21 protein-coding genes and 4 pseudogenes are annotated in these 23,833 nt (G+C 68.9%); 14 read left to right on the top strand and 11 right to left on the bottom strand.

The genetic code is table 11. From position 1 onward, the window contains the following. Window positions 1-17: 17 nt before the first annotated feature. Window positions 18-593, bottom strand: coding sequence for an exonuclease domain-containing protein (locus tag WME82_RS05620; protein WP_438041976.1), 576 nt, complete (start codon window positions 591-593; stop codon window positions 18-20). A 47-nt stretch (window positions 594-640) separates the two neighbouring features. Between WME82_RS05620 and WME82_RS05615 the strand changes: the two genes are divergently transcribed. Together WME82_RS05615 and WME82_RS05610 are read left to right on the top strand one after the other, a co-directional pair. Then, window positions 641-1,642: a hypothetical protein gene (locus tag WME82_RS05615; RefSeq protein WP_438041975.1), complete on the top strand. Its 1,002-nt coding sequence runs from the start codon at window positions 641-643 to the stop codon at window positions 1,640-1,642. Window positions 1,643-1,738: 96 nt separating this feature from the next. Further along, a complete protein-coding gene (locus WME82_RS05610; protein WP_438041974.1) occupies window positions 1,739-2,407 on the top strand; it encodes a hypothetical protein in 669 nt (222 codons plus the stop codon). Window positions 2,408-2,742: 335 nt separating this feature from the next. Here WME82_RS05610 and WME82_RS05605 read toward each other — a convergent pair whose 3' ends face one another. After that, window positions 2,743-3,240, bottom strand: a complete 498-nt coding sequence (locus WME82_RS05605) for a hypothetical protein (protein WP_438041973.1) — start codon at window positions 3,238-3,240, stop codon at window positions 2,743-2,745. A 312-nt stretch (window positions 3,241-3,552) separates the two neighbouring features. Continuing rightward, a complete protein-coding gene (locus WME82_RS05600; RefSeq protein ID WP_438041972.1) occupies window positions 3,553-4,488 on the bottom strand; it encodes a LysR family transcriptional regulator in 936 nt (311 codons plus the stop codon). A gap of 69 nt (window positions 4,489-4,557) precedes the next feature. On the opposite strand from WME82_RS05600, the gene WME82_RS05595 reads away from it, so the two are divergent. Both WME82_RS05595 and WME82_RS05590 read left to right on the top strand, forming a co-directional pair. After that, complete coding sequence (locus tag WME82_RS05595) at window positions 4,558-4,890, top strand: cupin domain-containing protein (protein WP_438041971.1); 333 nt, start codon at window positions 4,558-4,560, stop codon at window positions 4,888-4,890. Between the two features lie 243 nt (window positions 4,891-5,133). Then, the gene (locus WME82_RS05590; RefSeq protein WP_438041970.1) at window positions 5,134-6,495 is read left to right on the top strand and encodes a CotH kinase family protein; all 1,362 of its coding nucleotides are present in this window, start codon (window positions 5,134-5,136) and stop codon (window positions 6,493-6,495) included. Window positions 6,496-6,630: 135 nt separating this feature from the next. On the opposite strand, the pseudogene WME82_RS05585 reads toward WME82_RS05590, so the two are convergent. Next, window positions 6,631-6,795 (bottom strand): annotated as a pseudogene (locus tag WME82_RS05585) (TetR/AcrR family transcriptional regulator); the annotation flags it as partial. A gap of 16 nt (window positions 6,796-6,811) precedes the next feature. After that, window positions 6,812-8,182: a cytochrome c peroxidase gene (locus tag WME82_RS05580; RefSeq protein ID WP_438044861.1), complete on the bottom strand. Its 1,371-nt coding sequence runs from the start codon at window positions 8,180-8,182 to the stop codon at window positions 6,812-6,814. Between the two features lie 386 nt (window positions 8,183-8,568). Here WME82_RS05580 and WME82_RS05575 point away from each other — a divergent pair, with 386 nt between their 5' ends. Together WME82_RS05575 and WME82_RS05570 are read left to right on the top strand one after the other, a co-directional pair. Continuing rightward, window positions 8,569-9,612, top strand: a complete 1,044-nt coding sequence (locus tag WME82_RS05575; protein WP_438041969.1) for a sensor histidine kinase — start codon at window positions 8,569-8,571, stop codon at window positions 9,610-9,612. Continuing rightward, window positions 9,609-10,466, top strand: a complete 858-nt coding sequence (locus WME82_RS05570) for a LytR/AlgR family response regulator transcription factor (RefSeq protein WP_438041968.1) — start codon at window positions 9,609-9,611, stop codon at window positions 10,464-10,466. The genes WME82_RS05575 and WME82_RS05570 overlap by 4 nt, the downstream gene beginning before the upstream one ends. Here the strand turns inward: WME82_RS05570 and WME82_RS05565 are convergent. Continuing rightward, window positions 10,420-11,601, bottom strand: a complete 1,182-nt coding sequence (locus WME82_RS05565) for an FAD-dependent monooxygenase (RefSeq protein ID WP_438041967.1) — start codon at window positions 11,599-11,601, stop codon at window positions 10,420-10,422. The two genes, WME82_RS05570 and WME82_RS05565, sit on opposite strands and share 47 nt — an antisense overlap. A 204-nt stretch (window positions 11,602-11,805) precedes the next feature. On the opposite strand from WME82_RS05565, the gene WME82_RS05560 reads away from it, so the two are divergent. Continuing rightward, window positions 11,806-12,765, top strand: a complete 960-nt coding sequence (locus WME82_RS05560; RefSeq protein WP_438041966.1) for a TetR/AcrR family transcriptional regulator C-terminal domain-containing protein — start codon at window positions 11,806-11,808, stop codon at window positions 12,763-12,765. Window positions 12,766-12,790: 25 nt separating this feature from the next. On the opposite strand, the gene WME82_RS05555 is transcribed toward WME82_RS05560, so the two are convergent. The 5 genes from WME82_RS05555 to WME82_RS05535 all read right to left on the bottom strand — a co-directional run bounded on the left by WME82_RS05555 (window position 12,791) and on the right by WME82_RS05535 (window position 16,569). Further along, window positions 12,791-13,156 (bottom strand): VOC family protein, encoded by a 366-nt coding sequence (locus WME82_RS05555; RefSeq protein WP_438041965.1) that lies wholly within the window; start codon window positions 13,154-13,156, stop codon window positions 12,791-12,793. 630 nt (window positions 13,157-13,786) lie between these two features. Next, complete coding sequence (locus WME82_RS05550) at window positions 13,787-14,488, bottom strand: CBM96 family carbohydrate-binding protein (protein WP_438041964.1); 702 nt, start codon at window positions 14,486-14,488, stop codon at window positions 13,787-13,789. 46 nt (window positions 14,489-14,534) lie between these two features. Next, entirely contained in the window at window positions 14,535-15,413 is an 879-nt protein-coding gene (locus WME82_RS05545) for a hypothetical protein (protein WP_438041963.1), read from the bottom strand. Then, the gene (locus tag WME82_RS05540; RefSeq protein ID WP_438041962.1) at window positions 15,410-16,042 is read right to left on the bottom strand and encodes an RNA polymerase sigma factor; all 633 of its coding nucleotides are present in this window, start codon (window positions 16,040-16,042) and stop codon (window positions 15,410-15,412) included. Before WME82_RS05540 ends, WME82_RS05545 begins: the two co-directional genes overlap by 4 nt. A 41-nt stretch (window positions 16,043-16,083) precedes the next feature. Continuing rightward, complete coding sequence (locus WME82_RS05535) at window positions 16,084-16,569, bottom strand: hypothetical protein (protein WP_438041961.1); 486 nt, start codon at window positions 16,567-16,569, stop codon at window positions 16,084-16,086. A 183-nt stretch (window positions 16,570-16,752) separates the two neighbouring features. On the opposite strand from WME82_RS05535, the gene WME82_RS05530 reads away from it, so the two are divergent. The 7 genes and pseudogenes from WME82_RS05530 to WME82_RS05500 form a co-directional block, all read left to right on the top strand. Continuing rightward, complete coding sequence (locus WME82_RS05530) at window positions 16,753-17,085, top strand: hypothetical protein (RefSeq protein WP_438041960.1); 333 nt, start codon at window positions 16,753-16,755, stop codon at window positions 17,083-17,085. A gap of 470 nt (window positions 17,086-17,555) precedes the next feature. Next, window positions 17,556-17,792, top strand: coding sequence for a hypothetical protein (locus WME82_RS05525; RefSeq protein ID WP_438041959.1), 237 nt, complete (start codon window positions 17,556-17,558; stop codon window positions 17,790-17,792). Between the two features lie 90 nt (window positions 17,793-17,882). After that, window positions 17,883-18,092, top strand: a pseudogene (locus tag WME82_RS05520) (tyrosine-type recombinase/integrase); the annotation flags it as partial. Between the two features lie 526 nt (window positions 18,093-18,618). Next, on the top strand, window positions 18,619-19,386 hold the full coding sequence (locus WME82_RS05515) for a glutathione S-transferase family protein (protein WP_438041958.1): 768 nt from the start codon (window positions 18,619-18,621) through the stop codon (window positions 19,384-19,386). A gap of 419 nt (window positions 19,387-19,805) precedes the next feature. Further along, a pseudogene (locus WME82_RS05510) lies at window positions 19,806-20,627 on the top strand (transposase); the annotation flags it as partial. 57 nt (window positions 20,628-20,684) lie between these two features. Beyond that, window positions 20,685-21,707, top strand: coding sequence for an IS3 family transposase (locus WME82_RS05505; RefSeq protein WP_438041957.1), 1,023 nt, complete (start codon window positions 20,685-20,687; stop codon window positions 21,705-21,707). 26 nt (window positions 21,708-21,733) lie between these two features. Next, window positions 21,734-22,249 (top strand): annotated as a pseudogene (locus tag WME82_RS05500) (hypothetical protein); the annotation flags it as partial. Window positions 22,250-23,833: the final 1,584 nt, after the last annotated feature.

Here is a 23,833-nt window from a genome sequence, read left to right as displayed (position 1 = left end):
AAGCCCCAGCGAGGCGCTCACCCCGCGGGCCCTGCCTCGGGGATCGGCACGCGGCCAATCGCGTAAGGCAGGATACGTGCGATGTTGCGCGCGTCGTCGATCCCGCGGTGGTGTGTCCCGTGGAGCGGGAGCCCGAGCCGCTCGAGCGCGCTCGCCATGCCGTAGCGCTGGGTCACCCCGAGCGCCGCGGAGAAGCGCTTCTTGATGTTCATGTGCCCCTGCAGCGGCAGGGGCACGCCCCAGCGGGCCGCGTCGATCTCGAACTGCTTGCGGTCGTAATCGCCCCACGAGCAGAAGAGCGCCTCCCGCTGGCCGACGAAGCGCCCGAGCGCCGCGACGGCTTCGGGGAACGTGGGCGCGGCGTCGACGTCTGCTTGCGTGATCGTGGTGAGCTTCGTGCAGAACTCCGTGAGCTTCGGCCGGATGACCGGGCGCACGAAGGTGGCGAGCTCGCTCACGGGCTCGAGCGTCGCGCCGTCCACGAGGACCGCGCCGATCTCGATGATCTCCATGATGCGCTCGGGGATGCGGCCCTCCTCGTCGCACGTCGCCTCCAGATCGATCACCAGGAAAAACGCAGGTTCCTTTCCCATGTCCGTCCTCCTCTCTGCTGGACCTTGATAGGATCCGCGCGAAGAAAATGCCCGGACACGAAACCGGACAGGCCGCTCCCGCGGGCTTTTCCTGGGAGGATTACGTCGCCTGGCTCGTCGCGCAGCACGGCTCCTTGACCGCGGTCGCCGAGCGGCTCTCCTCCCTGCGCGGCTACGAGGACGACGTGTACTCGATCGAGCGCGCCCTGCGCCGGCTGCGGACGCGCGGCCAGCGGGACGGCGGGACGTGGGGGGCGCGCGCGCTCGCGGCCTTCGGCTTGCCGGACGCGCTCACCGAGCGCGCCCGCTGGATGGGCGCCTATCACTCGCGGTTCACCGACCTGCCCCTGCCCCTCGCCCAGGACCTCTTGCGCCTCTGGGATCGACCGCCGGTGAGCGAGGATCCGACCTCCCACGTCTTCCTCGCCCTCGCCCACGCCACCTGCGTGCTGCGCGGCGACGACCGCGAGGCCGGAAAGACGCACCTCGCCCGCATCCGGCCGCTGCTCGGAAAGGCCCCGCCCGAGGCGCGGGTGGAGGCCCTGCTCACAGAGGCCTTCGTGGCGAGCCGTGATGACGTCGCGCGCGTGCCCGGCCTGCTCGACGAGATCGAGCCGCTCTTCGAGCTGCGGATGCCCGCCTGCGACCGAGCCTGCCTGTTCGCCCGGTGGATCGATCAACGCGCCTTCGAGCGGAACCGCTCCTGGGGCGGCAAGCAGCCGGATCCGGCGGCCGCGGAGGCGCTTTACCGGCGCATCCCGGAGGACGGTCCGGCCTTCGCGCGGTCGCGGCGGGCGAACGGGCTGGCGTATGCGAGGTGGAAGCAGGGTTTCCCCGAGGAAGGCGCCGCGCTCGCGCGCGAGGCGTGCCGGCACGCGGGGGACGGCGGGCACATGCGGATGCGCGCGATGGCGCTGAACATGCTGGCGCGGATCGTGGGCGGCGACGAGGGCGCGGAGGCGCGGCGGCGGGCGATGGCGATCGCGAACGAGCTCGAGGACGAGGTGCTCAGGCTGCGGTTCGAGCGGCGAGCGGGGAACAAGGGCTGAGGCGGATCAAGCCGCAACGGGGGCGCGGGCGGGGAGGACGAGAACGGTCTCGGTGAGATCGCCGGCGTCGGCGGAGGGACCGGGCTCTCGACCGCGGTGAGCGTGATCATCACGGCCGACAATGCGTACGGCTTCGGCTACGGGACCGGCGACGGGCTCCTGAACTATTTCGGGGGCATCGAGAACACCCTCGCCGGGAAGATCTTCTCCTGTCCCATCGGCAACGGGCCGGAGTCGTACACCGTGCCGGCGGCGTCCGCGAACGCCGGGCATTATCTCTACATCATCACGTACGCCGACAAGTCCACGACACAGGGCGTGATCGGCCAGTTCTTCCGCGAGGGGGCCGCTCCCGTCTTCACCGGCGACGGCGCGTGGGAGGTCTGCGCGACGGGCGAGGACTACGACCTCGGCTCGCACGGGCCGACGCTGGAGACCATCAACCAGCATATCGCGCGCTGCAACAGCGGTGAGCTCGACCCGCAGACGACCAGCGCCGGCTGGGTGACCACCGAGGCGTCTGCGCACGGGCATGTCGCATTCGGAGAGACGAACGACACGGAGCGCTCGGTTCCGGAGCCCGGCAATGAGTTCTCCATCGTCTGCGACATCGACGAGGAGGCTCGGTGGATGTGGTACGAGTGGGATCCGGACCGCAGCGCCGGCAGTCCCTTCCTGTGGCCCGCCGGTGGCAGCGGCAACGTCACCAAGGACTTCCTGATCTTCCGCCTGGGCGCCGAGTTCATCCCCGAGGTCCCGCGCTAGAGCGACTGACGGGCTGAAACCGCCTGAAACGAGCAGAAATTCGAACCGCCAAGGCGCCATAAGACGCCAAGGGTTTTGTGTTTTTCTTGGCGTCCTTGGCGCGCTTGGCGGTTCATCTCTCGCTTGATCAATGTGATCCGTGCTCTAGTCGAGCGCGACGAAGGGCGCATCGACGTGCCGCGGGCACACGTCGCCCTCCGGGCATTGGTCTGGCACGGGATGTTCTTGCGGCTACGCGGCGTCCCCGAGCGCCTTGCGGCGCAGGACGGTGCTCTTCCACAGCACGGCGGCCCTCGGTTGGGTGAGCGCGCTGGAACATCGGTGGGCGCGCCGACTCAGTCCTCGTCGACGGTCTGGCGCCCCTTGGGGAAGAAGTCCTCGAAGATCGCGATCTCCTCCCGGGCCGCGACGAGCTCCGCAATGCGCTGGCCCTCGGCTTTCGGCAGGTAGGCGAAGCCGACCTCCTGTCCCCACGATCGCGAACAGAACGCATAGAAGCGGCCCGACGCGCCGTCCGCCTCGAGCGCGCGATCGAGCTGCTCGACGAGCGCCGGATGGTCGATCCAGTCGGTATCGCCCTCCAGGCGGAGCTCGATCGCCGCTCGCGCGCCCCGCTCGAGCACGATCGTGCGCGTCGCGCCCTCCTCGAAGCGGCGCGTGGTGACACCGAGCACGCCGCCCGAGATCGCGTCGAGCGCGTCGAGGACCCGGCCGTAATCGCGCACGTCGTCGACGCTCTCTCCGTCGGTCACGCGCACCGCCGCGTCGCCCGCCGCCGCGCGGACGATCTCCTCGAGGTTCTCGGACTCGCGAAGCTCTTCGTCCTCGTTCATCCGGGCACGATACCAGGAAGTGTGGCACGGCGAACCGAAGTAGCGGGACCGCGCGCGTCGCGATGCCTCGTTCTGTCCTCAGCTCAGCTTACCCAAGTCATTCGGCCCGAGTTCCCATGAAGAGCCGGCAAATCGAGCTCCAGAGCCACAGAGGACACGGAGTTTCTTTGCTCGCCCCTCCGTATCCTCTATGCCTCCACTCCTCTCATCTCGTGACGCCGCGTTCCCCGGGCTGGTTGCTGGTTCCGGGAGGCGCTGGGCCGCTGGGCCTACGAGGACGTCCGACATCGGGGCGTCCTCGACAGGCCATCGTCAACGGGACCGTCGCTGGCGCGCGCGTGAAGGGGTGATGAGGGACGACGGCGCGCGAAAGAGCTCGACGAAGCGCGCGAGCGGAAAGCGCGCAGCCGCGTCGCGCCTGTAGACGGCCGCCCACTGCTCCGGGAGGCCGTCGCGGGTGAGGCGGCGCGCGGCGACCTCGCCGCGCGCGATGTTCGGCGCGACGGCCCAGCGGGAGACGAGCCCGACGCCGAGACCGGCCTTGACCAGATCCACGAGCGCGTCGGTGAGCGGCACGCGCGCGGCGAGCGGCATTGGCGCGCGCTCGCTGGCGATGAGCTCCCGAAGGCGCTCGACGTCGCTCCGCGGGGCGTCGACGGTGAGGAGCTTCTCGTGACCGAGCTCGATCGCGGTGACGTACGGACGCGCGGCGAGCGGATGCGACGGTGAGACGATAACCGTCCACTCGTCGTCGAAGAGCGGCTCGACGACGAGCGCGCGATCGCGCACCGGCGAGCTCACGATGGCGAGCTCGATCTCGCCGCGGAGGAGCGCGGCGACGGGCTCGCGCCGCGCCTCGAGCACGATGCGCACGTCGACATGCGGATGGTCCTTCGCGAGCGCCGAGAGGACCGGCGGGAGCCAGTAGTACGTGGTGAAGCACTCGACGGCGATGCGGAAGACCTCGTGCCTGCGCGATCCGGCGTACTGCAGGTCCCGCTCGATACGCGCCAGATCGACGAGCATCGTGCGCGCGGCGTCGAGCAGCCGCGCGCCGGCCGGGGTGAGCTTGAGCCGGCGCCGGACGCGCGTGAACAGGACGACCCCGAGGCGGCCTTCGAGCTCGGCGAGCTGATGGCTCACGGCGGACTGGGTCAGGTGAAGGCGCGCCGCGGCGCGCGTGGGCCCGCCCTCTTCGGCGATGGCGCGGACGAGGCGGAGGTGGCGGATCTCGAGCATCTGGGACATGAGCTGCTCTCATGAAATCATGCGAAACATGAGCTTCTCACATACCGAGGCGACGATCATAGTGGGTTCATGAACACGACGACCTTCCACCAGCAGCAAGATCAGTCGTTCGAGACCGTCGCGCCCGGCATCCAGTTCAGCTTCCTGCGCCGCCACGACGGCGGCAAAGGGCTGACGGTGCTCGTTCGCATGGCGAAGGGGGCGCACGCGCGGCGCCACGACCACCCCGGCGGCGAAGAGACGTACCTCGTCTCGGGGAGGCTTCGGATCGGCGAGCGGGTGCTCTCGCCAGGCGACTACCTCTGGACCGCGCCGGGCGAGAGCCACGACGGATACGCCGAGGAGGAGAGCGTCTTTTTCGTCGTCCTCCCGGGCGGCCTCGACCTCACCGACGCGCGCTGAGCGGCGGCCCTCGGTCGGGTGAGCGCGCTTGAACATCGGTGGGCTCGCCGAGCTCGGTGAGCAAGCCACGCGCCCTGGAGACGCGAGACCGGCAGCTCGGGCAGACAGCGAGGCAGCTTGCGGCGCACGCGCTTCCGCCGGATCGAGGCGCTCAGCGACAGCCGTCCTGGCGCGACGCGCGAACGCCGAGCGTCGACAGGCGCGAACGCCGCGACTAGGCTCGCCGCCCGCAAGGAGCGGCTGATGAAACGAACGTATTGCCTCTTGCTCGCGCTGGCGCTCTCCACGCTGGGCGCGGGCTGTGGGGGCGAAGAGATCGAGAACGGCGGGCAGGGAGCGACGCTGCCGTGTTATCCGCCGGACGCCGCGGTGGCCGACGGCGACCCGAGCGCGCTGTACGCGGCCAGCGACGTCCCGCGCTTCGACTTCCGGCTTCGCGACGAGACCTGGGCGGACCTCCAGGCCAACCCGATCGAGGAGGAGTACGTCGAGGCGGAGGCCTGCTACAGGGGCAGCAGCCTGGGCCTCGTGGGCCTGCGCTTCAAGGGCGGCTACGGCACCCTCGAGATGTGCGTCGAGGAGCAGCAAGAGCTCCCCTGCCCGAAGCTCAGCATGAAGGTGAGATTCGACGAGTATGTCGACGGACAGCGCTTCTTCCGGCAGAAGCGCCTGAACTTCCATTCCATGATCCGCGACCCCACGAAGCTCCACGAGCGGCTCGCCTATGATCTCTACAGGGACATGGGCGTGGCCGCCCCGAGGAGCGCGTGGGCCACGCTGCACGTGAACGGCGAGCCGCTCGGCCTCTTCTCGATGGTGGAGGACGCCGACGGCCGCTTCACGGAAAACCAGTTTCCCGAGGATCCCGACGGCAGCCTCTACGAAGCAGCCTGGCCGGTCTCGACCGACTCCGCTTACTATGCCGGGAAGATCAAGACGAACGAAGAGGAGGCCACGCACGAGCGCTTCATCGCGTTCGCGGAGGACCTCGCGTCCACCGAGGGCGCGGAGCGCCTCGCCGCCCTGTCGACATGGATGGATGTCGAGGAGCTCCAGCGCTACCTGGCCGTCGATGACGCCATCTTGAACTGGGACGGGATCACCACCTTCTACGTCGACGAGGACGGCTCCGCCGCGAACCACAACTACTTCGTCTACGAAGAGCCCTCGTCGGGCACGTTCCGCGTCGTTCCGTGGGATCTCGACAACACCTTGAGCCTGGGCAGCTGGCGCTTCTTCGGCGGGGCGGCTCACTGGACGGAGACGCCGGAGATGTGCCCCGAAGACGTCCCGGTCCTCGAAGGCAGAGCGCAGCTGCGCGTGCCCGGCTGCGACGTGCTGTTCAGCGCCCTTCGCCAGGACCTCGCGGGCTACCGGAGCGCGGTCCGGGGCCTGCTCGACGGCCCGTTCCGCGAAGGGCAGCTCGAGGAGCAGGTGGACCGCTACGCCAAGCTCATTCGCTCTTCCGTCGAGGAAGACGCGCATGGGCCCCCCCGCCCCGCGTGGGAGGCGGACGTCGCGTACCTCAGGAGCGAACTGTCGGAGATGCGGAGCCGCATGGAGCGCTTCCTCGACGAGGCGGCGCGCACGGAGCGCGGCGAATAAGGGGCTCACCGCGCGGGCGGCGCGCCTCGAAGGGCGCCGCCTTCACGCCACGGCGAGACGCGCCGCGGGCACACGCCGCCCTCCGGGCGCTCCTGATCCGCGTGCTTCGAGCGCGCCAGGATGGCGCGCGCCGGATCACGTGCCCGTGAGGTAGCCGGCCACGAGACGCGTCGTCTCGTCGAGGAACGTCTTCATCCTCGGGCCGGCGACGTAGGCGCCGTCGTTCACCACCGCCGTGTGCGTCAGCGTCTCGACCGTCTTCACGCACATGAAGGCCGCGAGGTCGAGATCGTCCACCGCGAGCGTCGGCTGGCTCTCACAGCCGCTTCAGAAAGGCCACCAGGTCGCTTTTCTGATCGGCGGTCAACGCCTCGGGAGGGCCGATATCCCCATCATCGTCCGGCTCCTTCTCCCCAGGCAGGGTGAGGGATGGGAACCTGGAGAGCAGGTGGTCGCTGTAGACGTCAACAACCCTCTCCAGGGTGTCCGCGGCATTGTCGTGGAAGTAGGGAGCAGTTTTCCCTATTCCACGCAATGTCGGTACGTCAAATGCCTCGAAGTCGTTGGGGCTCCCGGTGATCATGGAGCGACCCGGATCGGCGGAGAAAAGTTGTAGCCCGAAGTTCGGCCCCGCGACGGGGTTGCCATCGCTGTCCAGATCGTCATTGAGGCCCGCGGGGTCGCCATCGCCGCCCGGATCGTCATCGAAGCCCGGCGGGGGAGTCGGAGGCAGGTCCGCGGCTATCTCCCTTCGAGAATCGTCCGTGTAGAACCGATACCGGTAACGTGGAAAGCTCACATCCCTCGTAAAGACATGCGAATCAGGGTCCAGCTGGCCCATGAATGTTTCGTATGCCGACCCAATATTAAGAAATTCGTTCCTGGGTTGAGCGGCGAGCACCGGGGTCGGGGGATCTGTCGCTGGCACTTCATAAAGCACGGTTCCGTCGGGTTTGATGACCGGGAAGGCCAGATCGTGGATATCCCGATCCACGATGGTCGCCTGGTTGCCGCCCCCGTGGCACGCCGCGCATATGGCCTTGTAAACCTCTCGTCCCCGCTCCTCCGTTGGAGTGAGATCGAGCTCGTCCTCCACGTCGGGCGCGCTCTCCGGGGCACCGCCGCCGGCGAGAACCTCCGCGACGCTGCGCGCCCGGTTCGAGGAGAAGACATCGCGCTCGAACGCGGCGATGCGCTCGAGCTCGCTCCGGGGAGCCTCGCCGCCTTCGCTGTGCCCGGTGATGGCTCCCTGGGCTTGATCTTCGAGCGTCTTCATACGTCCATCCAGCTGAAAAGGCGCAGTCAACGCCGAGTCAGCGATGGAGGGCACTCCGCGCCACACGAAGAGCTTGCGATCCCCGGGGGTGATCACGTTGCCGTCATCGTCTATCAGGTCCACGTTGTCGGGCAATGTGAGCCACACGCGCACGAGGCCCTTTTTCAGGTGTTCGAATGTGAGCTTTTCGGCCGTGGGGTCGTCGGCGTCGATCGCGTTGAACAGCGGGTCGTCCGGGTTCGTCTCCAGCAGCCGCGCCACGTGGTCGGGGGTGAGCGTGAAGTTGTCCTCCGGTACGTGGCAGGTGGCGCACGAGCGGCCGTTGGAGCGCGGGAAGGGCGTGCTGAAGAGCTGCTCTCCCGTGAGGTCCTCTCTGCTCGCGCTGCTCGTGCCACAGGCGCTCGTCGCCATCAGCACGACTGCGGCCCAATGCCAAGGGCGGGTCACGAGCCGGCCTGGACGCGAGCCGCCGGACGGCTCGCGCTCTCTGCGGAGTGTGTGTTGGGTCATGGTTCGTCCGTCTGAGCGAGTGGGAGTGATGGGTTGGCTGGGGTTCTCAGCTCTCCCATCTGGCGCGCGGCTCTGCCGTGCACTTCCGACGAGCCGGGTGTTGGTTCCGACGAGCCGTCGCTCCTCGCGCACGAGCCGGTGAGCGCTCGGTCGCGGGCCTTCTTCGCTTCATCGTGCGAGCGGCGAACGTTGTGGACCGTCTCCCCGAATGGTAGCTTTCCTTCATGGAAGGCTCTGCTTCGCGCGCGCCGCTGACCCTCCATACCCGGCGACGTTGGCTCCTCGGCATGGCCTCGGCCATCGGCGTCGGGGTGCTCCAGACCGCCCCTGATCTCGGCGGCGAGGAGCACATCGCGAGCATCGTCATCAGCTTCTCGCTCTGGCTGGTCGCGGCGCCGGTGGTGCTGCTCGCCCTCACCGCCGCCTTCGAGCGCGGCGTCGAACGCCGTTTCAGCCCGACGAGGTTGCTGGTCGTGAGCCTCCTCGGGGCGGTCGTCGTCGGGGCCCTGTTCGCGCTCGCGTTCGTGCTCGTCTTCGAGGGGCTCGTCGGCGTCGAGCTCGACGAGAAGGGGCCGCTCTCCCCACCGCTCGTCGCGGGGTTCGGCGCCATGATGGGCCTCGTGCTCGCCGGCATCTGGGGGCTCGTCTTCGTGTCCCCGCACGTGACCGAACAAGCCCAGCGCCGCGCGCTCGAGACGGAGAAGCTCCGCCTCGAGGCGGAGCAACTCCGGGTCTCGGCGGAGCTCGCGCGCTTGCGCTCACAGCTCGAGCCGCACTTCCTCCTCAACACGCTCAACACGATCGCGGGGCTCGTCGTGCAGGATCCGCGCGAGGCGCGGCGCTTGATCGGGTCACTCGGAGACCTGCTCCGGGGCTCGCTGCAAGGGGAGGACGAGATGCAGCCGCTGGACCAGGAGATCACGTGGCTCAGGCGCTATGCGGAGATCCTCGAGTCACGCCACCGTGACGCCCTGCGCTTCGACTGGGACATTCCGGCCGACGTCGGCGGCGTGCTGCTGCCGCGGCTCTTGCTGCAACCCCTGGTGGAGAACGCGGTCCAGCACGGCGCGCTGTGTCGCGCGGGCGGCGGACGGGTGACCGTGCGGGCGGCGATCCATGAGGCCGGCACGTCATCGAAGCTCGTATGTACCGTGACGGACAACGGGCCCGGTCTCTCGGCGAACGAGCCGCGCTCGGGCGCGCTCGGCCTCCACACCGTGCGTCGGCGACTCCAGCTGAGGTGCCCTGGTTCACAGCTGCGCCTCTCGTCGTCGAGCGAAGGAACCGCTGCGGTCGTCGAGGTGCTGATGACTCGAGGAGCGACGGCATGAGCACGGTGAGCGACGCGAAGCTACGCACGCTCGTCGTCGAGGACGAGTGGGCGGCGCGCGACTACCTCGTCGAGCTCCTCGATGGCTCGAACCTCGCGCAGGTCGCGGGCGCCGTGTCGTCCGCGGAAGAAGCACGGCAGATCCTCCTCGGAGAAGGGCGCCACGCCTTCGATGTGGTGTTCCTCGACGTGCGCCTCTCCGGCGGTCGCAACGAGGGGCTCGACGTCGCGCGCGAGCTCGCGGCGCTGCCGGGCGCTCCGTTGCTCGTGCTCGCGACCGCGTTCCACACGCATGCGCTCGAGGCCTACGATCTCGGCGTCTCCGACTACCTCCTGAAGCCCTTCACCGAGCAACGTGTCGAGCAGTGCCTGAAGAGGCTGCGGGCGCGCGACCCGCGGCCGGAGCGCGCGGGTCCGCTGCGGATCGCCGCGCGGCGGAACAAGGGCCTCGTGCTGTTCGACCGAGACGAGGTCTGGGCGTTCGAGGCCGCGGAGCGCTTGACGCAGGTGCACACCTCCCACGGCGCCTTCGACATCGACCTCTCGCTGGCGGCCATCGAGTCGTCCTTCGGGCGGTCCTTCGCGCGTGTGCATCGCAACTGGCTGATCAACGTGGCGCACGTCAAGGAGCTCACGCGAGAGGGCGAGACCCGCGTCTGGGTGGGCGACGGCCTCGCCGCGCACGGTCGCGGTGTCCACGTGCCGGTCGCGCGTGAGCGCGCGCAGCAGGTGCTCGACTTGCTGCTCGCAAACACCGCTGGATTGCGCCGCGGAAACGAGCCCACGCGATCGAGGCACGGCGAGGAGGTCACGCCGGGTACGCGGGGAGCACGAGGTCGCTGGCGGCGCTCGTGACCATCTTCTCGAACCAGCGGGAGAGCGGGCGCGACGTGAGCGCCCGGTACATCGCGTTGCGCAGCGCGAGCTGCACGCGGGTCGGCGGTGCGAAGAACGAGCCGACGTGCTTCGCCCCCTGCTGGCAGCGCCGGGCATATCGACGGATCCGCGCTTCGTAGCGCTGGAACGCGGCGCGGTGGTCTCCCTTCGCGACGGCGAGCTCACCCGCGAGCACGTACGCGCAGACCACGGCGAGCCCGGTCCCCTGTCCGCCGAGGGTGCCGCCGTAGCCGGCGTCGCCCAGGAGCACGACGCGACCGCGCGAAGTGCGATCCATGTCGATCCACCCCACGGCGTCGAAATACAGACTCGGACTCTGCCTCATCGCCTCGAGCAGACGCGGCACCTCCCACCCCATCCCCGCAAAACGCTCGGCGAGGATCGCCTTGTGCTGCGCCACGTCGCGCGGATCGTGGCCGAGCGGCCTGGAGGCGAACATCAGGAGCGCCGTCGCCTCCTCGGGGCGGCGGGCGCTCGCGATGCTGGCGGCCCGCCCCGGCTCGCTGAAGATGAGGCCCTGGTGATCGAGGCCGAGGTGGTTCGGCGCGGCGAACGTCGCCACGTAATGGCCGTGGAAGCGCAGGAACCTCGACTCGTCGCCGAACGCGAGCGCGCGCACGCGGGAGTGCAGCCCGTCGGCGCCCACGACCAGGTCGAAGCGCCTCGGCCGGCCGCGTTCGAACGTGACGTCGACGCCGTCGGGCGTGTCGGTGAGCGAGGCGATGCTGTCGCCGAACACGAACTCGGCCGCGTCCTTCGCGGCCTCGTGGAGGATGCGGCTGAGGTCGCCGCGCTCGATCTCCACGTCGCCGCTCGCGAACGCCGCGGGGAGCGTGACGAGGCGCCGGCCGGTCTCGTCCACCATCGCGAGATCCCGCATGTGGGTCTGATGCTGTCGAATCGCGTCGAGCACCCCCATCTCGCCGAGGACGCGCAGGTGCGTCGGCCCGCGGAAGTCCACGGCGTTGCCTCCTGCCCGCAGGGCGGGGGCGCGCTCGACCACGGTGGGGGTGAACCCGCGACGCGAGAGCCAGTAGGCGAGCGCGGGGCCTGCGATGCCTGCGCCGGAGACGAGAACGGTGCCGTTCGACATGGGGACCTCGGGGGGAAGGTTGCGTACGACGTACGTAGTCGAGCGCGTACGACGTACGCACGAGCATGGCGACGGCGGCGGCGCCCGGCACCCCACGAGTGGCGCCATGGCCCATAATTCTAGGCTATAACAGCCGCGGTCGCGCGCCGCGCCAGGCAGCGTCGCGCGCGCTTTCAACCGACCATCTGTGCTAGTACAGTCACCATGCCTCCGGTGAAGCGCGGCGCGTCGACGAACCGCCGCAAGTCGGCCGACGGACCGCCCTACCTGCAGATCGCGAACGACCTGCGCGCGCGCATCGCGTCCGGGCGCCTCCGTGCGGGCGATCGCATCCCTTCGACGCGCCAGATCGTCCGCTCCTTCGGCGTCGCGCTCGCCACCGCCACCAAGGCGCTGTCGACCCTGCGCCACGAGGGGCTCATCCGCTCGATCCCGCGCTCGGGCCACGTGGTGGCCGAGAGCGTTCGCGCGGCATGTGAGCCGTCCGAGCGAGGCGGCGCCTTGACGCGCGAGCGGATCGTGCAGGCCGCCATCCGGCTCGCCGACGACGAGGGGCTCGACGCCCTCTCCATGCGCGGTGTCGCCGCGAAGCTCGGCGTGCCGACGATGTCGCTCTACCGGTACGTGGAGGGGAAAGACGCGCTCGTGCTCCTCATGATCGACGCGGTGTTCGGCGAGCACCCGCTGCCGAGCTCGCCTCCTCGCGATCTGCGCGAGGCCCTGATCCGCGCGGCCCGCGCGCAGTGGGCGCTGTACCGGCGGCACGGATGGCTCGCGCACGTGCTGCCGCTCGCGCGGCCGGTCGCGCTGCGGAACGTGATCGCGCACGCCGAGTGGATCCTGCGGGCCATGGAAGCCCCCGGGATCGACGCGGCGACCCGGCTCGAGGCGCACATGACGCTCTACAGCTACGTTCGCGGCGTCGCCGTGAACCTCGAGTCGGAGCGCGAGGCCGAGGCCACCACGGGGATGACCGAAGCGCAGTGGAACGAATCGCAGGGGGCCGCGTTCCTGGCGATCGCGACGTCGGGGCCGTATCCGAGCTTCGCCAGGCTGCTGGACGAGCTCTCGGGCGGGTACGATTTCAACCTCGATCGCGTGTTCGAGTTCGGCCTCCAGCCGATGATCGACGGCCTCATGAAGACGCTGCGGCCGCGCGAATGAACGGGCCGGTGGCGCAAAGCCGAGCTCACGCGCGCGTCAGCACCTCGAGGATGTGCCCGTCGAGATCGCGGAAGTAGAAGCCGCGGCCGCCCTTCCGGTGGTTGATCCGGCCCATCTCGTTCGCGTGCGGATCGGCGCTGAAGGGGATGCCGGCGCTCTGAATGCGCTCGAAGATCCGGTCGAACTCCGCGTCGTCCACGAAGAACGCGTAGTGGTGCGGCTCGAACGTCTCGCGGTCGGCGAAGTCGAGCGTGAGCCCGCCGTTGATGCGCACGGGGGAGAACGGCCCGAACGGCGCGTCCACCGCGAGTCCGAACATGCGCGCGAAGAACTGCGCGGCAGCCTCCTTGTCGTGCGCCGGGACGATGGTGTGGTTGAGCTCGATCGACATCGGTGATCTCCTCCCCTTTTGTCATTCGATCCGAGCGCGGATCGTCAAGCGGCGCGCGCGTCCTCTTCCAGGGTCGCTTCGGTTTCGCGGAGTTCTTCCCGTCGAACCTTCCAGGGTTGATGTGCTCCGCGAGCCCATGCGAAGGGCGCCTGACAGCGGATGAGCTGATGCGGGCAGGAGGCGCCACGCAGGCTGGGGAGCGAACCGGCAGTTCTGGCGGAACTGTTCCGCGGGGGCGAACCGGTGCGATCCGTCGCCTGCCCCGGGATTTGGGGAGAGTGTGACGATGGATAGCACCCCCTCGGGAGGCAGGGGCCCAACGCGGGCCCAGTTGTCAAGCGCCGGGCCTGGGGAACTCGCCGTGACCGATCCGTCGCCTCGGGCGGCCGTGAGAGCAGCGCATCGCGGAGAGCTATCGATAGCTTATTCCGGCGAGCTCACCGCTTTTACCGTTGCGCCAGTCGTCCGGCGACGAGATCCGTCACTTGGGCGAGGGCGTGGTCGGTCTCGACCGGCCCGATCGTGGACCGGGCCCTGTCGAGCTCACATGGAACGTCGCGCGATCGCGCGCTGCAGCATGCTCGGCGATGAGCCATCGGCCGCAGAGCTCCCCTTGAGCCTGGGTTCAACCTACGGTTCTTCTTCGTACTCCACGACGAGCTGCGGTCGCTTGGTCACGTCGTCCCACTCGCGGGAGTAGTAGTCCGAGTCACAACACGTTGAATCTAGCCGGAAAGAGATGAGTTGGTCCGAGGCGAGCGCCTCCTGCACGGGGGCGATGAGCAACTCGTGGTCGTTCACGCAGAGCTTGGCAGAACGAGAAAGTATACCCACAGACCAGGAGCCGAGCACCTTGTCTTCGATAGGCGGTTGGTTGTTCCACGTTATCCCGTACTCGTCCCAGGTGTCGTTCAGCACGAGACGCGTATCAACGCTGTCTCCATATTCGCTATGATGAGCCGTCATCTCGAGCCGCACGGACAGGACGTTCACGTTGCTCGGGACGCTCCTGAGGTCGAAACGGAGGAAGATCTGGCTGGGGATCCCCTCGTTGAACCACAGAGAAGAAATGGAACCGAAATTCGTGTCATCCCCGTTGTCGTCAAAATGTTCCCCGTAGACCGCGGCATCGGCGACCGCCTCCAGGTGCGCTGTCGCGCTGACGTCGCCGCCCTGGATAACGTCGCCCGCGCCGCCCGCGCCCGAGCCATCGGGGTCGAGCGGCTGGCCGGGGTCGAGGTCATCGATCACCACATCTCCGGCGCACCCCGACGTGGTGGCCGAGAGGGCGAGCGGAAACAACAACGAGAGTACACTCTTCAGGAATCGCATGGTCGATAATCCTCCACTGCCCGGCGATCTCTCCCCGCGCGTTTGATCACGGAATCGTATTTGAACAGCGACCCACCTTGATCATGCGCGGCGCCTGAGTGGAGCGCGGGCTCCGCGCGGCGAAGGCGCACGCGTGCGACGCGGCCTCCGCGATGCGCCCGCCGGCCAAGAGGGCGTCGACGCGGAGGACGTCGCGCTCGATGGCGAGGCTGCCCCCTGGAAAGCGCGCCGCGTGCTCGGCGGTGAGGCGAAGGGCGAGCGGCGCGTCCCCCCGCGCGAGGGCCGCTCGCGCGGCGTCGATGAGCCGGAGCTCGTCCGATAGAACGAAGGTGGGTGCCGCAGGGGACGGCGCGACCTGCTCACCGCGGGGTTCTCGTGGAAGGGGGTCGACGGCGGGGACGGCCGTCACCGCAGGAGCGGATGAGGGGACCTGGCGCGCGAGCCTGATCCCCTGGGGCGCCGGCGCCACGTCCTTGATCGACGCCGCTGCGCGCGGGGCGGGCTCGGCGGCAGGGGCGGCGGCGGGCTCTTCCTTTGCAGGCAGGGCGGGCTCCTCCTGCGTGGGTGGGATGGCTGCCGGCGCCGCCCCACCGACCTCGGCCGCGCGAGGCGAGCGCACGGGGGCTGCGGGCGCGACGGCGTCCGCGTGATGGGTCGCCACGTACGCGCCCCCGAGCACGAGGGCGATCGACGTGACGCCGATGAACGCGACGACCACCGCCTTCAGGCCGAACGCGTGAGCGGCCTGCGCCGCGATCCCCCCGCTCGCCTTGGCCGCACCGACGCCGAGCTTCGTCGTTGCGACCGCGGTCGCGGTCCCCGCCGCGGCGGCCGCGAGGGCCTTCGCGCGGAGCGAGGAAGGCGCCTTCGCCGTCCTCCCGGCGCGCAGCAGCGCGCGGTCGAAGTCGTCGTACGAGTCGCTCACGGCCGCCTCCCGCCGCTCACCGGCAGACCCTTCTTCAACCGATCGGTCGCTCGCTTCCACGCTTCACGGGCGCGGCGGAGTCGTGACGCCACGGTCCCTGGCGGCAAGTCCAGCAGATGGGCGATGTCCGCCATCGTCTCTTCTTCGATCTCATGGAGCACGAACACCGCGCGAAGCTGGTCGTCCAGCGCCTCGAGCGACGCATCCAGCAGCCTGCGCGCGCGTGCGTCGTCGAGGCGGCTGTCCGGCTGCTCGCCCGCCGGCGCGGAGGGCTCTCCCGTGAGCTCTTCGTGACGTGCTCGCCGGGTTCGCTCGCGTCGGACCATGTGAACCACGACCGAGACGAGATACGAGCGCTCTTTGCCGGGAAGGATCGCGTCGAGGCGCGACGCCGCCACCACGAACGCTTCCTGCGCAATGTCCTCGGCCGCCGCCTCGCCCACGCCCATCCGGCACGCGAACCGCCACAGGAACTCGAGGTGCGACGCGAGCTCTTCGAGACGCGCCTCGCGGGCACCGCAGGCGGTGGACTCACAGGGGGAACGCGCCTGCGCGTCCACGAGTCCGCCCGGAGGGCGAGCGAGGCGGAAGGCGGTGGAGCCGGGGGCGTCGTCGGTGGTGGTGATCACGAGGGGCTCATCCCAGGCGATCCACGAGGTCCCCGGTTTGATCACGGAAAAAGCACCCCGATGGAGAGCGCGGCGTCAAGCCGCACGGCGGGGGCTTGATAGGCCGTCCCGCCGTGCACGTAGTAGAACTCGTCCCGAAGGAGGGGCAGCGCGGGCCCAACCTGCCAATCCATGAAGGACCATGCGCCGAGCAGCGCGCGCATCCGTGCGTCGGCGCCCGCCTCGAGCCACGGGCGCCATCGGCTGTAGACCTCCGGGGCTCCCTCCCCCGAGGCGAGCAACGCGCCCGCATCGAACATCATGTAAGCACTCACGAAGACGTGATCGCCGAGGGATGCGCCGAGCGGCGCCAGCGAGGCGCGAGCGGTGAGCCAGGTGAGGCTCACCGACGCTCCCCCTCCGGGCACGGTGCGCGGCAACGTCGCCCCCACGCCGAGCTCCGCCCATGGAAAGAACACCCGACCCGATGCGAGACCGCCCGAGAGCCGCGCGCCTGTCGGCCCTACTACGTAGAGCGGTGTGGCCACGAGACCGAGCGCCGCATACAGCTTCGTCGCGGGCGTGGTCTCGCGAGCCGTGGCCGGAGCCGCCCCTTCGCCGCGAAGGGCGTCGCGGTATCCATGACTCCGTCGTAGGCGCTCCTCCGCGGGAGCGACGGGTGCCGCCGGAGAGGGCTTTACCGCGCGCACCTGTTGTGATGCAGTGTCGTCGTGATTTCACCGAGCAAACCCAGGACGCCAGAGGGAGATCTGGCCACCTTCGCGCTCGAGCGCTTCACGCATCGCGGCGTCGCGCACGACGTGTATCGGAAGGGGAAGGGACCCGCCGTCCTGGTGTTGACCAAGATGCCCGGGATCTCTCCCCATGTGCTCGGGTTCGCCGATCGGGTCGTAGCGCTCGGCTGCACGGCCGTGCTGCCCAGCCTCTTCGGCACCGACGGCCGCGACCCGTTGCGAGCGGGCGTGTCGGGCGCGCTCTATGGCCTCTCGTCGATGGTGAGCGCCTGCATCAGCAAGGAGTTCACCGTGTTCGCCACGCCGTGACGAGGCTCGGGAGGGCGGGATGATGAAGCCTGTTGATGCGTTTCAGGTTTATCTCATGTCGGGTATGCGTAACAAGGAGCGCGTCTCGGAAGGGCTGAGGCTGCTGGGCGTTGGCGCGTCGGAGGTCGCCGCGGCGCAGGAGATGGTCGCGCGCGCGCCTGTTCGAAGCGGACGCCGGGAGCGTGTGTCATGCGGACGAATACCGTCGATTCCTCGGGGAGCCGCTGCGCACCGAGCGGGCGCTGGTGGAGGAGCTGCCTTATCGCCACACGATCATGTTCTACTCTCTGCCCCTGTGGCGGGCCCGGGAGCTGGAGCTGGAGCTGAGATTCTCGGACGCGGGGGAGCTCCGTGGCATCCAGTTCGTTCGCGCAGGCGGTCCCGGGGCGCGTCGGGATCGTCTGGGGGATGGGCGCCGGTCGCACGGCGCAGGCGAGCCCAGGGGGCGTCGGCTTCGGTTGGAGGAGGTCGTGCCCTGGAGCGCGGTGGAGGACGATATTCTCTTCACGTGCAGCGAGGCAAAATACGCGGATGGGTTCGGGACGTCGATGGATTACCGCTGCACCTTGCTCGGTTCCGGGAGCGAGGCGTACTACTGGGCCTTCGACTTCGGCCTCTTGCAGAGGGTATGGAACTGGAAGGACCTGAACCTGGAGGAGGTGGAGGAGCTCGTCTTCCCTGACGACTTCTTCCCCGAGAAGCCGTAAACAGCGCGGGCCATCGCGCTTGATGTCTGCCGAGCTTCGATGTCCACTGGATCGCGGCGAGGCTGAGCTGCCGAACCGGCACGCAGGGGAGCAACTGGGCGGCGGCGCGGCCCTCGCCGCCGCTCTCTGCGTCACTCCTTCGCCACGCACCTGCTGGAAGCCGGCTACGACATCCGCACCATCCAGGAGCTCCTCGGCCACCGCGACGTGAGCACGACGATGATCTACACCCACGTGCTGAACCGCGGCGGCCTGGCCGTCCGCAGCCCCCTCGACGGCCCCTTCGGTCCGGGGTTGTGAGCGGACCGGGTTGTGTCCGGCAACGTCCCGATGAGGCGGCCGCGCCGTGTCACCCAGGCGCGGCGCGGCGCGACGCGTCCGCCGCGCCCCCTCCACGCCGCCCCGACCCCCGGAAAGGCGGCGATTGCCGCCGGGTTAGACGGATCTGCCCTACGGCGCTGGACAGCATTGGGGCCTCGCGGCGCAGAGCCGATCCGTGAGACTCTCCGTGGGGGAGGTCACAAAAGGCGACGAGCTAGACAGACCTGGTCCGGCGGCTTCGGTTGACCAATCGACTGATAGTTCGGACATGGGAGACGTGGACTCTGTGAGCCGCCCTCCAGAGGATCGAGCCTCCATGTACGCTTACCTCTTCGTAACGCCCGTCCTCGACGGGAACGTGCCGTCGTCGGAGGGGGTCACTGGCGGAGCTTCTTCAGCCGATTCGCCCTCTCCGACGGGCGAGACGTCGCGAAGCTCGCTCCCGACGACACGGGCCCGTGACGTTGCTGGACGGGCGCGGGCTTTTTCTGTTCCCTGAGGGACCATGCGAACGCTGATTGCCGAACACTTCGCTCCCTGGTCCGAGAAAGCTCGCTGGGCGCTGGACCACCATGGCCTCGCGTACAGCTACCGCGAGCACGTGCCGCTGCTCGGTGAGCTGCTGCTGCGACTGCGCACGCGACGACCGACCGGCAGGGTCAGCACCCCGGCGCTGGTCACGCCGCACGGCGTGCTGACCGATTCGTTCGCCATCGCGCGGCATGCGGACCAGATCGGCCGCGGACCGACGCTCTTTCCGCCCGACCACGACGCGGCGATCACCGCGTGGAACGCCCGTAGCGAGACGGCGCTCGCGGCTGGCCGCGCGCTCTACCTCGAGCGGCTCACGCACGACCGCGCCGCCAAGGTCGAGATGCAGCCGCCGTTTCTTCCCGCACCCGTGCGACGCGCGTCGGTTCCGGCAGCGGACCTGGCGATCGTGTTTCTCCGGCGGAAGTACGGGATCGACGCCGCCGCCCTCGCCGTCGCGGACGCGACGCTCGCGCGCGAGCTCGACGGGCTGCGGGAAGCCCTCGCCGGTGACCGCGCGTACCTGCTCGGCGAGGGCCTGACGTACGCCGACATGGCGATGGCCGTGACGTTGCAGTTCGTCGCGCCGGTCGATACCCGGTACATCGCTCTGAGCCCGGCGGCGCGCGCGCCATGGTGGCACGCAGCGCTTGCGGAACGCTACGCTGATCTCGTGGCCTGGCGCGACGCGCTTTACGACCGTCACCGGCGGGCGCGCCCCGCACCGGCCGGTGCTCGATAGCGGCCTGACCGATGCGCAGGCGACTGACGCGGAAGAATCGAAGAGGAGCGCCGCTCTCCCTGCCGAGAGTGGCTGGATGATCCCCCAATGGGATCTTGCGCGCTATCTGATGGGAAGAGCCGCCGAACTTGGCGCTGGTGCTGACGGGCGCTGCGCGCCCGCGGCACACTGCTACGTTAGACCGCCTGGTGGCCGCCCTGTCCAGGAATTCCGGCGGCTGGTGCGCGTTGTTCTTAACTCCTCGCGCTGCCTGCGCTTCCCTGTCGTGACGAGAACTTACGCTCTCGCGGATGTCGTCGACGCTCACGCCGAGTCGCTCGGCGTAGAGGCCAAGGGTGCGCTGCCACGCCGGGCGGGCCTGACAGCGCTCGTAGTAGGCCTTGAGCCTCGGGAAGGGCTCCATCAGGTCGGTCTTGCTCACCGGCATGAAGATCTTGCGGGCGATCATTGGTGCTGAGCGCGATCCCGAAGTGCTGGCGGCTCACCGTGACGTGCGCTGCAAAGCATCGGTCGAGACGATCTGCGAGGCGCTGACGGGCAATTACCGGCCGGAGCACGTCTTCGCTCTTCGGCAGGCCATCGAGCTCTACGACACCTACCAAGCCAAATTGCAGGACTGCGATGCCGAGATCGAGCGAACCGTCCGCGCGTTGCCACAGAAGGAGACTGCCCCGCCACCACCTCCTCCACGCTGACGCAAGGCCCAGAGGAATGAACCGCGTTTCGACGTCCATGCCCTGCTGCATGCGATGCTCGGCGTCGACCTGACGCAGATCAACGGCCTCGGCCCGTCCTCGGCGCTGCGGATCGTGGCGGAGTGCGGTACCGACATGACGCGCTGGCCTACCGTAAAACACTTCACCTCGTGGTTGACGCTCGCACCGGGCACCAAGATTTCGGGCGGCAAGGTACTCAGCTCCCGCACACGCCCCTCGGCGAATCGTGCAGCGGCCCTGCTGCGCCTTGCAGCGGTCTCGGTGAGTCGAACGAGCACAGGGCTCGGAGCGTTCTTCCGGCGACTCGCCGCGCGTATCGGCAAGGCGAAGGCTATAACGGCCACGGCCCGCAAGATCGCCGTACTTTTCTACAACACCCTGCGGCACGGCTCGGCCTACGTCGATCCGGGCGCGAACTACTACGAAGAGCGCTACCGGCAACGATCGATCGCCAATCTCCGCCGACGGGCGGATGCGCTGGGCCTGACGCTCGTCGAGGGGCAGGCTGCGGCAGGAGCTTCTTAGGAAAGCCCAGACCATCTGGGGGGACGGGGACGACGACACGGACCCGGAGACCGACAGGTGACCCTCGAGCTCATCGACGAGGCCGTGCGTGGCGGCGCCACGCTCGCGGCGGCCTGCCGTGCGCTCGGACTCAGCGCGCGCACAGTGGCTCGCTGGCGAGGCGAGGCCGGCGGCGAGGATGGTCGAGCCGGACCGCGCCACGCCCCGGTGCACAAGCTGACCGAAGCGGAGCGCCGGCGCATCGTCGAGACGGCCAATAGCCCGGAGTTCCGCAACCTCTCGCCCAAGCAGATCGTCCCGCGCCTGGCCGACCGCGGCGTGTATCTCGCGTCGGAGTCGAGCTTCTACCGCGTCCTGCGCGAGCAGGGGCTGCTGGCACACCGCAATCCGGCTCGACCGGCAAGCGCCCATCGTCCTCGCTCGTTCGTCGCCAGAAGGCCCAATCAGGTGTGGTGCTGGGACATCACCTACCTGAAGAGCGCAGTGCGCGGAGCGTTCTACTTCCTGTACCTGGTTGTGGACGTCTACAGCCGCAAGATTGTCGGCTGGTCGGTCGAGACCGAGGAGTCGATGGTCGCTGCTGCTCGCCTCGTCAAGCAGACGTGCGGCCGTGAAAAAGTGGGCTCCGGCTGCCTGGTGCTGCACGCAGACAACGGCGGCCCGATGAAGGGCTCGACCATGCTCGCCACCCTCCAGCGCCTGGGCGTCGTGCCCTCCTTCAGCCGCCCTCGCGTCAGCGACGACAACCCCTACGCGGAGGCCCTTTTCCGCACCCTCAAGTACCGGCCCGAGTACCCACGCCGCCCGTTTGCCACCGTGGAACAGGCACGCCAGTGGGTCGCGCGCTTCGTCGCCTGGTACAACGGCGAGCACCTGCACAGCAGCATCCGCTTTGTCACGCCCGACGACCGACACCGGGGGCGCGACGGCGCGCTGCTCGCCGCCCGCCATGCCCTCTACCAGCGGGCCCGCCGCAGGACGCCCCTGCGCTGGACCGGCCAGACACGCAACTGGACGCCCATCGGCCCCGTGACCCTCAACCCCCACACTCACGAGGCTCAGGCACTCACGAGGATGTGACCGAATCAACGGACAACTATCTTGACACCCACCGCATGCCGGGCGACGGCGTCATGGCCTTCTGCACCTTCTACGAACTCCTCGATCGGCTCGCGCCCATCACCGGCGACCGCTTCGATCGTGGTCACCGGGCGATCACCGGATTGACCCGGCTCCGCTTCCGATACAAGGAGATCGAGACCGAGGAGGGACACACATTTCCGGACCAGTTCACGATCACGCTGTATCCCAACTCGGTGTTCTTCATGCCGCTGTCGACCAACCGACGCTACACTCACGAGATAGTGCCGTCCGAGTTGGACGCCGCGCGGCTCCCGACCCGGCTGGGCTACGTGGTGCGCTGCTCGAAGACCGAGGCGGTCCACGAGGGTGGGCGCACATTCCTGCTCCAGGACGGGACGCGGGTGGAGCTGGAGGCCCCCACGCCCGAGGGGATGACGGCGCTTCGCCGGTTGTACGCCGAAGAGAACAAGACGTCGGCCCCCATCGACTACGGAGACGGCTTTCGCTTCAGCATGAACGCAGGGGACTACCGGGCGCCGATCTACGAGGCGTCGGACATGTTTCGCACCTACACCGTGCCCGCCGAGGGCGACCTCTTCGCGGCGCTGTCCGCGTCGGCTCGGCTCGAGGAGCTCGGGAAAGGCCGGCGCGGCGCGGTGCTCGTGGTGAGCGACGGCCCGCGCGGGGTCCCCATCGTCCGCACCACGACCGCTTACAAGCTCCCGGCTCAGTGTTTTCGGCCGATCCACACCACGCTCGCACGGCAGATCCGCGCGTGTGCCTCGCTCGCGCTACCCTTCAACAACGCGCTGCTGGAGGTCTACACCCGCGCCTACGCCACCATGCGCGCCCACTCGGACCAGGCGCTCGACCTGGAGGATGCCGGCGAGATCGCCCTTTTCTCCTGTTACGAACACCCCCAGGCCGGGCCGTCACGGCGGCTGATGGTGGAGTCGAAGGAGCCCGGGGGGCCCTCCTTCGTAATCCCACTCCTCCACGGCCGCGTCGTCGTATTCTCCGCCGACACCAATCGAAGGTTCCGTCACCGGATCGTGCTGGACCCCGCGACTGACGCTCCCGACAACCCCTGGCTCGGGGGCACGTTTCGCACCTCGAAGACCTGGGTATGTGTTCGTGACGGGCGTCCCGAGCTTGCGGACGGCACACCGCTGACCCTGGCCAACGACGAGGAGCGCCACCAATTCCTCCAGCTCCGCCGCAGGGAGAACGAGGAAACCGACTTCGTCTACCCCCGCGTCACCTGCACCCTGAGCCCGAGCGATCTCTGGCCGCCCGAGATGGCCACAATGCTCTAACGCTCATGCGGTGCGCAGCTATCGTGAAACGATGGTGCTCCCCTGTCCGTCGGAGCCCGCCACAGTCGCGGTTCGTAGACACGCTGGCGCATGGTGCTCACGATGGGCGGGGCAGGCTGACGGGCCTGGCGCTATTGTTCCGATGCCTCGCTAACGAGCCAATCACGAAAAGCGACGAGCCCACGCCAGCGAGCGACCCGGCCGTGAATCAGACAGAACAGATTGAAATTATTGACATTTCTTCCGCATCCGCCTCGTCGTCCCAGAAATCCTGGCGGGACGACTCCGCGGGGGCGAACCGTCGCGATCCGTCGCTTCCCCGGGGATTTGGGGAGGGCGTGACGACGGATCGCACCCCCTCGGACGGCCTGGGCCCAACCCGGGCCCAAGTGTCAAGCCCCGGGCCTGGGGAGCTCGCCGTGACCGATCCGTCGCATCGGGCGGCCGTGGTCGCCTCACTCGCCAGCACCCTGAGCTGCGCCGTCGCCCTCGGGGATGAGGTGGGGGCCCGGGTCGTTCACGAGGCGATCGGTCGGCTGCTCGGCCTGACGCCCGCACCGAACGGGCGAGCAAGGGCGCGTCGACAGCAGCAGGCCACGTAGACGAGGTGCCAGAGTGCGATAAACGCGGAGATCCGCGTAGGCCGAACCGCGTCGTGACGATCCGCTTAGCCATCGATTTGGCGCGACCCGGGGACCGCCAACCCCTGGGAGCGCAGCGGGCCGACGACGCGCCGCGCTCCGGTCAACGACCTGGCGAGTCCGAGAAGCCCCGCGATCGGGCGAAGGTCGCCCCAACATCGCCGTC

The sequence above is a fragment of the Sorangium sp. So ce128 genome (assembly GCF_051525245.1).
Lineage (GTDB): Bacteria > Myxococcota_A > Polyangia > Polyangiales > Polyangiaceae > Sorangium > Sorangium cellulosum_B.
Note: the sequence above shows the minus strand (reverse complement) of the source record. Positions and strands in the feature narration are given on the sequence as shown.

Bases quoted from the DNA above. Each gene is read 5' to 3' on its own strand.
- WME82_RS05620 (WP_438041976.1), bottom strand. From the start codon at position 593: ATGGGAAAGGAACCTGCGTTTTTCCTGGTGATCGATCTGGAGGCGACG.
- WME82_RS05615 (WP_438041975.1), top strand. From the start codon at position 641: ATGCCCGGACACGAAACCGGACAGGCCGCTCCCGCGGGCTTTTCCTGG.
- WME82_RS05605 (WP_438041973.1), bottom strand. From the start codon at position 3,240: ATGAACGAGGACGAAGAGCTTCGCGAGTCCGAGAACCTCGAGGAGATC.
- WME82_RS05600 (WP_438041972.1), bottom strand. From the start codon at position 4,488: ATGTCCCAGATGCTCGAGATCCGCCACCTCCGCCTCGTCCGCGCCATC.
- WME82_RS05595 (WP_438041971.1), top strand. From the start codon at position 4,558: ATGAACACGACGACCTTCCACCAGCAGCAAGATCAGTCGTTCGAGACC.
- WME82_RS05590 (WP_438041970.1), top strand. From the start codon at position 5,134: ATGAAACGAACGTATTGCCTCTTGCTCGCGCTGGCGCTCTCCACGCTG.
- WME82_RS05580 (WP_438044861.1), bottom strand. From the start codon at position 8,182: ATGGCGACGAGCGCCTGTGGCACGAGCAGCGCGAGCAGAGAGGACCTC.
- WME82_RS05575 (WP_438041969.1), top strand. From the start codon at position 8,569: ATGGCCTCGGCCATCGGCGTCGGGGTGCTCCAGACCGCCCCTGATCTC.
- WME82_RS05570 (WP_438041968.1), top strand. From the start codon at position 9,609: ATGAGCACGGTGAGCGACGCGAAGCTACGCACGCTCGTCGTCGAGGAC.
- WME82_RS05565 (WP_438041967.1), bottom strand. From the start codon at position 11,601: ATGTCGAACGGCACCGTTCTCGTCTCCGGCGCAGGCATCGCAGGCCCC.
- WME82_RS05560 (WP_438041966.1), top strand. From the start codon at position 11,806: ATGCCTCCGGTGAAGCGCGGCGCGTCGACGAACCGCCGCAAGTCGGCC.
- WME82_RS05555 (WP_438041965.1), bottom strand. From the start codon at position 13,156: ATGTCGATCGAGCTCAACCACACCATCGTCCCGGCGCACGACAAGGAG.
- WME82_RS05550 (WP_438041964.1), bottom strand. From the start codon at position 14,488: ATGCGATTCCTGAAGAGTGTACTCTCGTTGTTGTTTCCGCTCGCCCTC.
- WME82_RS05515 (WP_438041958.1), top strand. From the start codon at position 18,619: ATGCGAACGCTGATTGCCGAACACTTCGCTCCCTGGTCCGAGAAAGCT.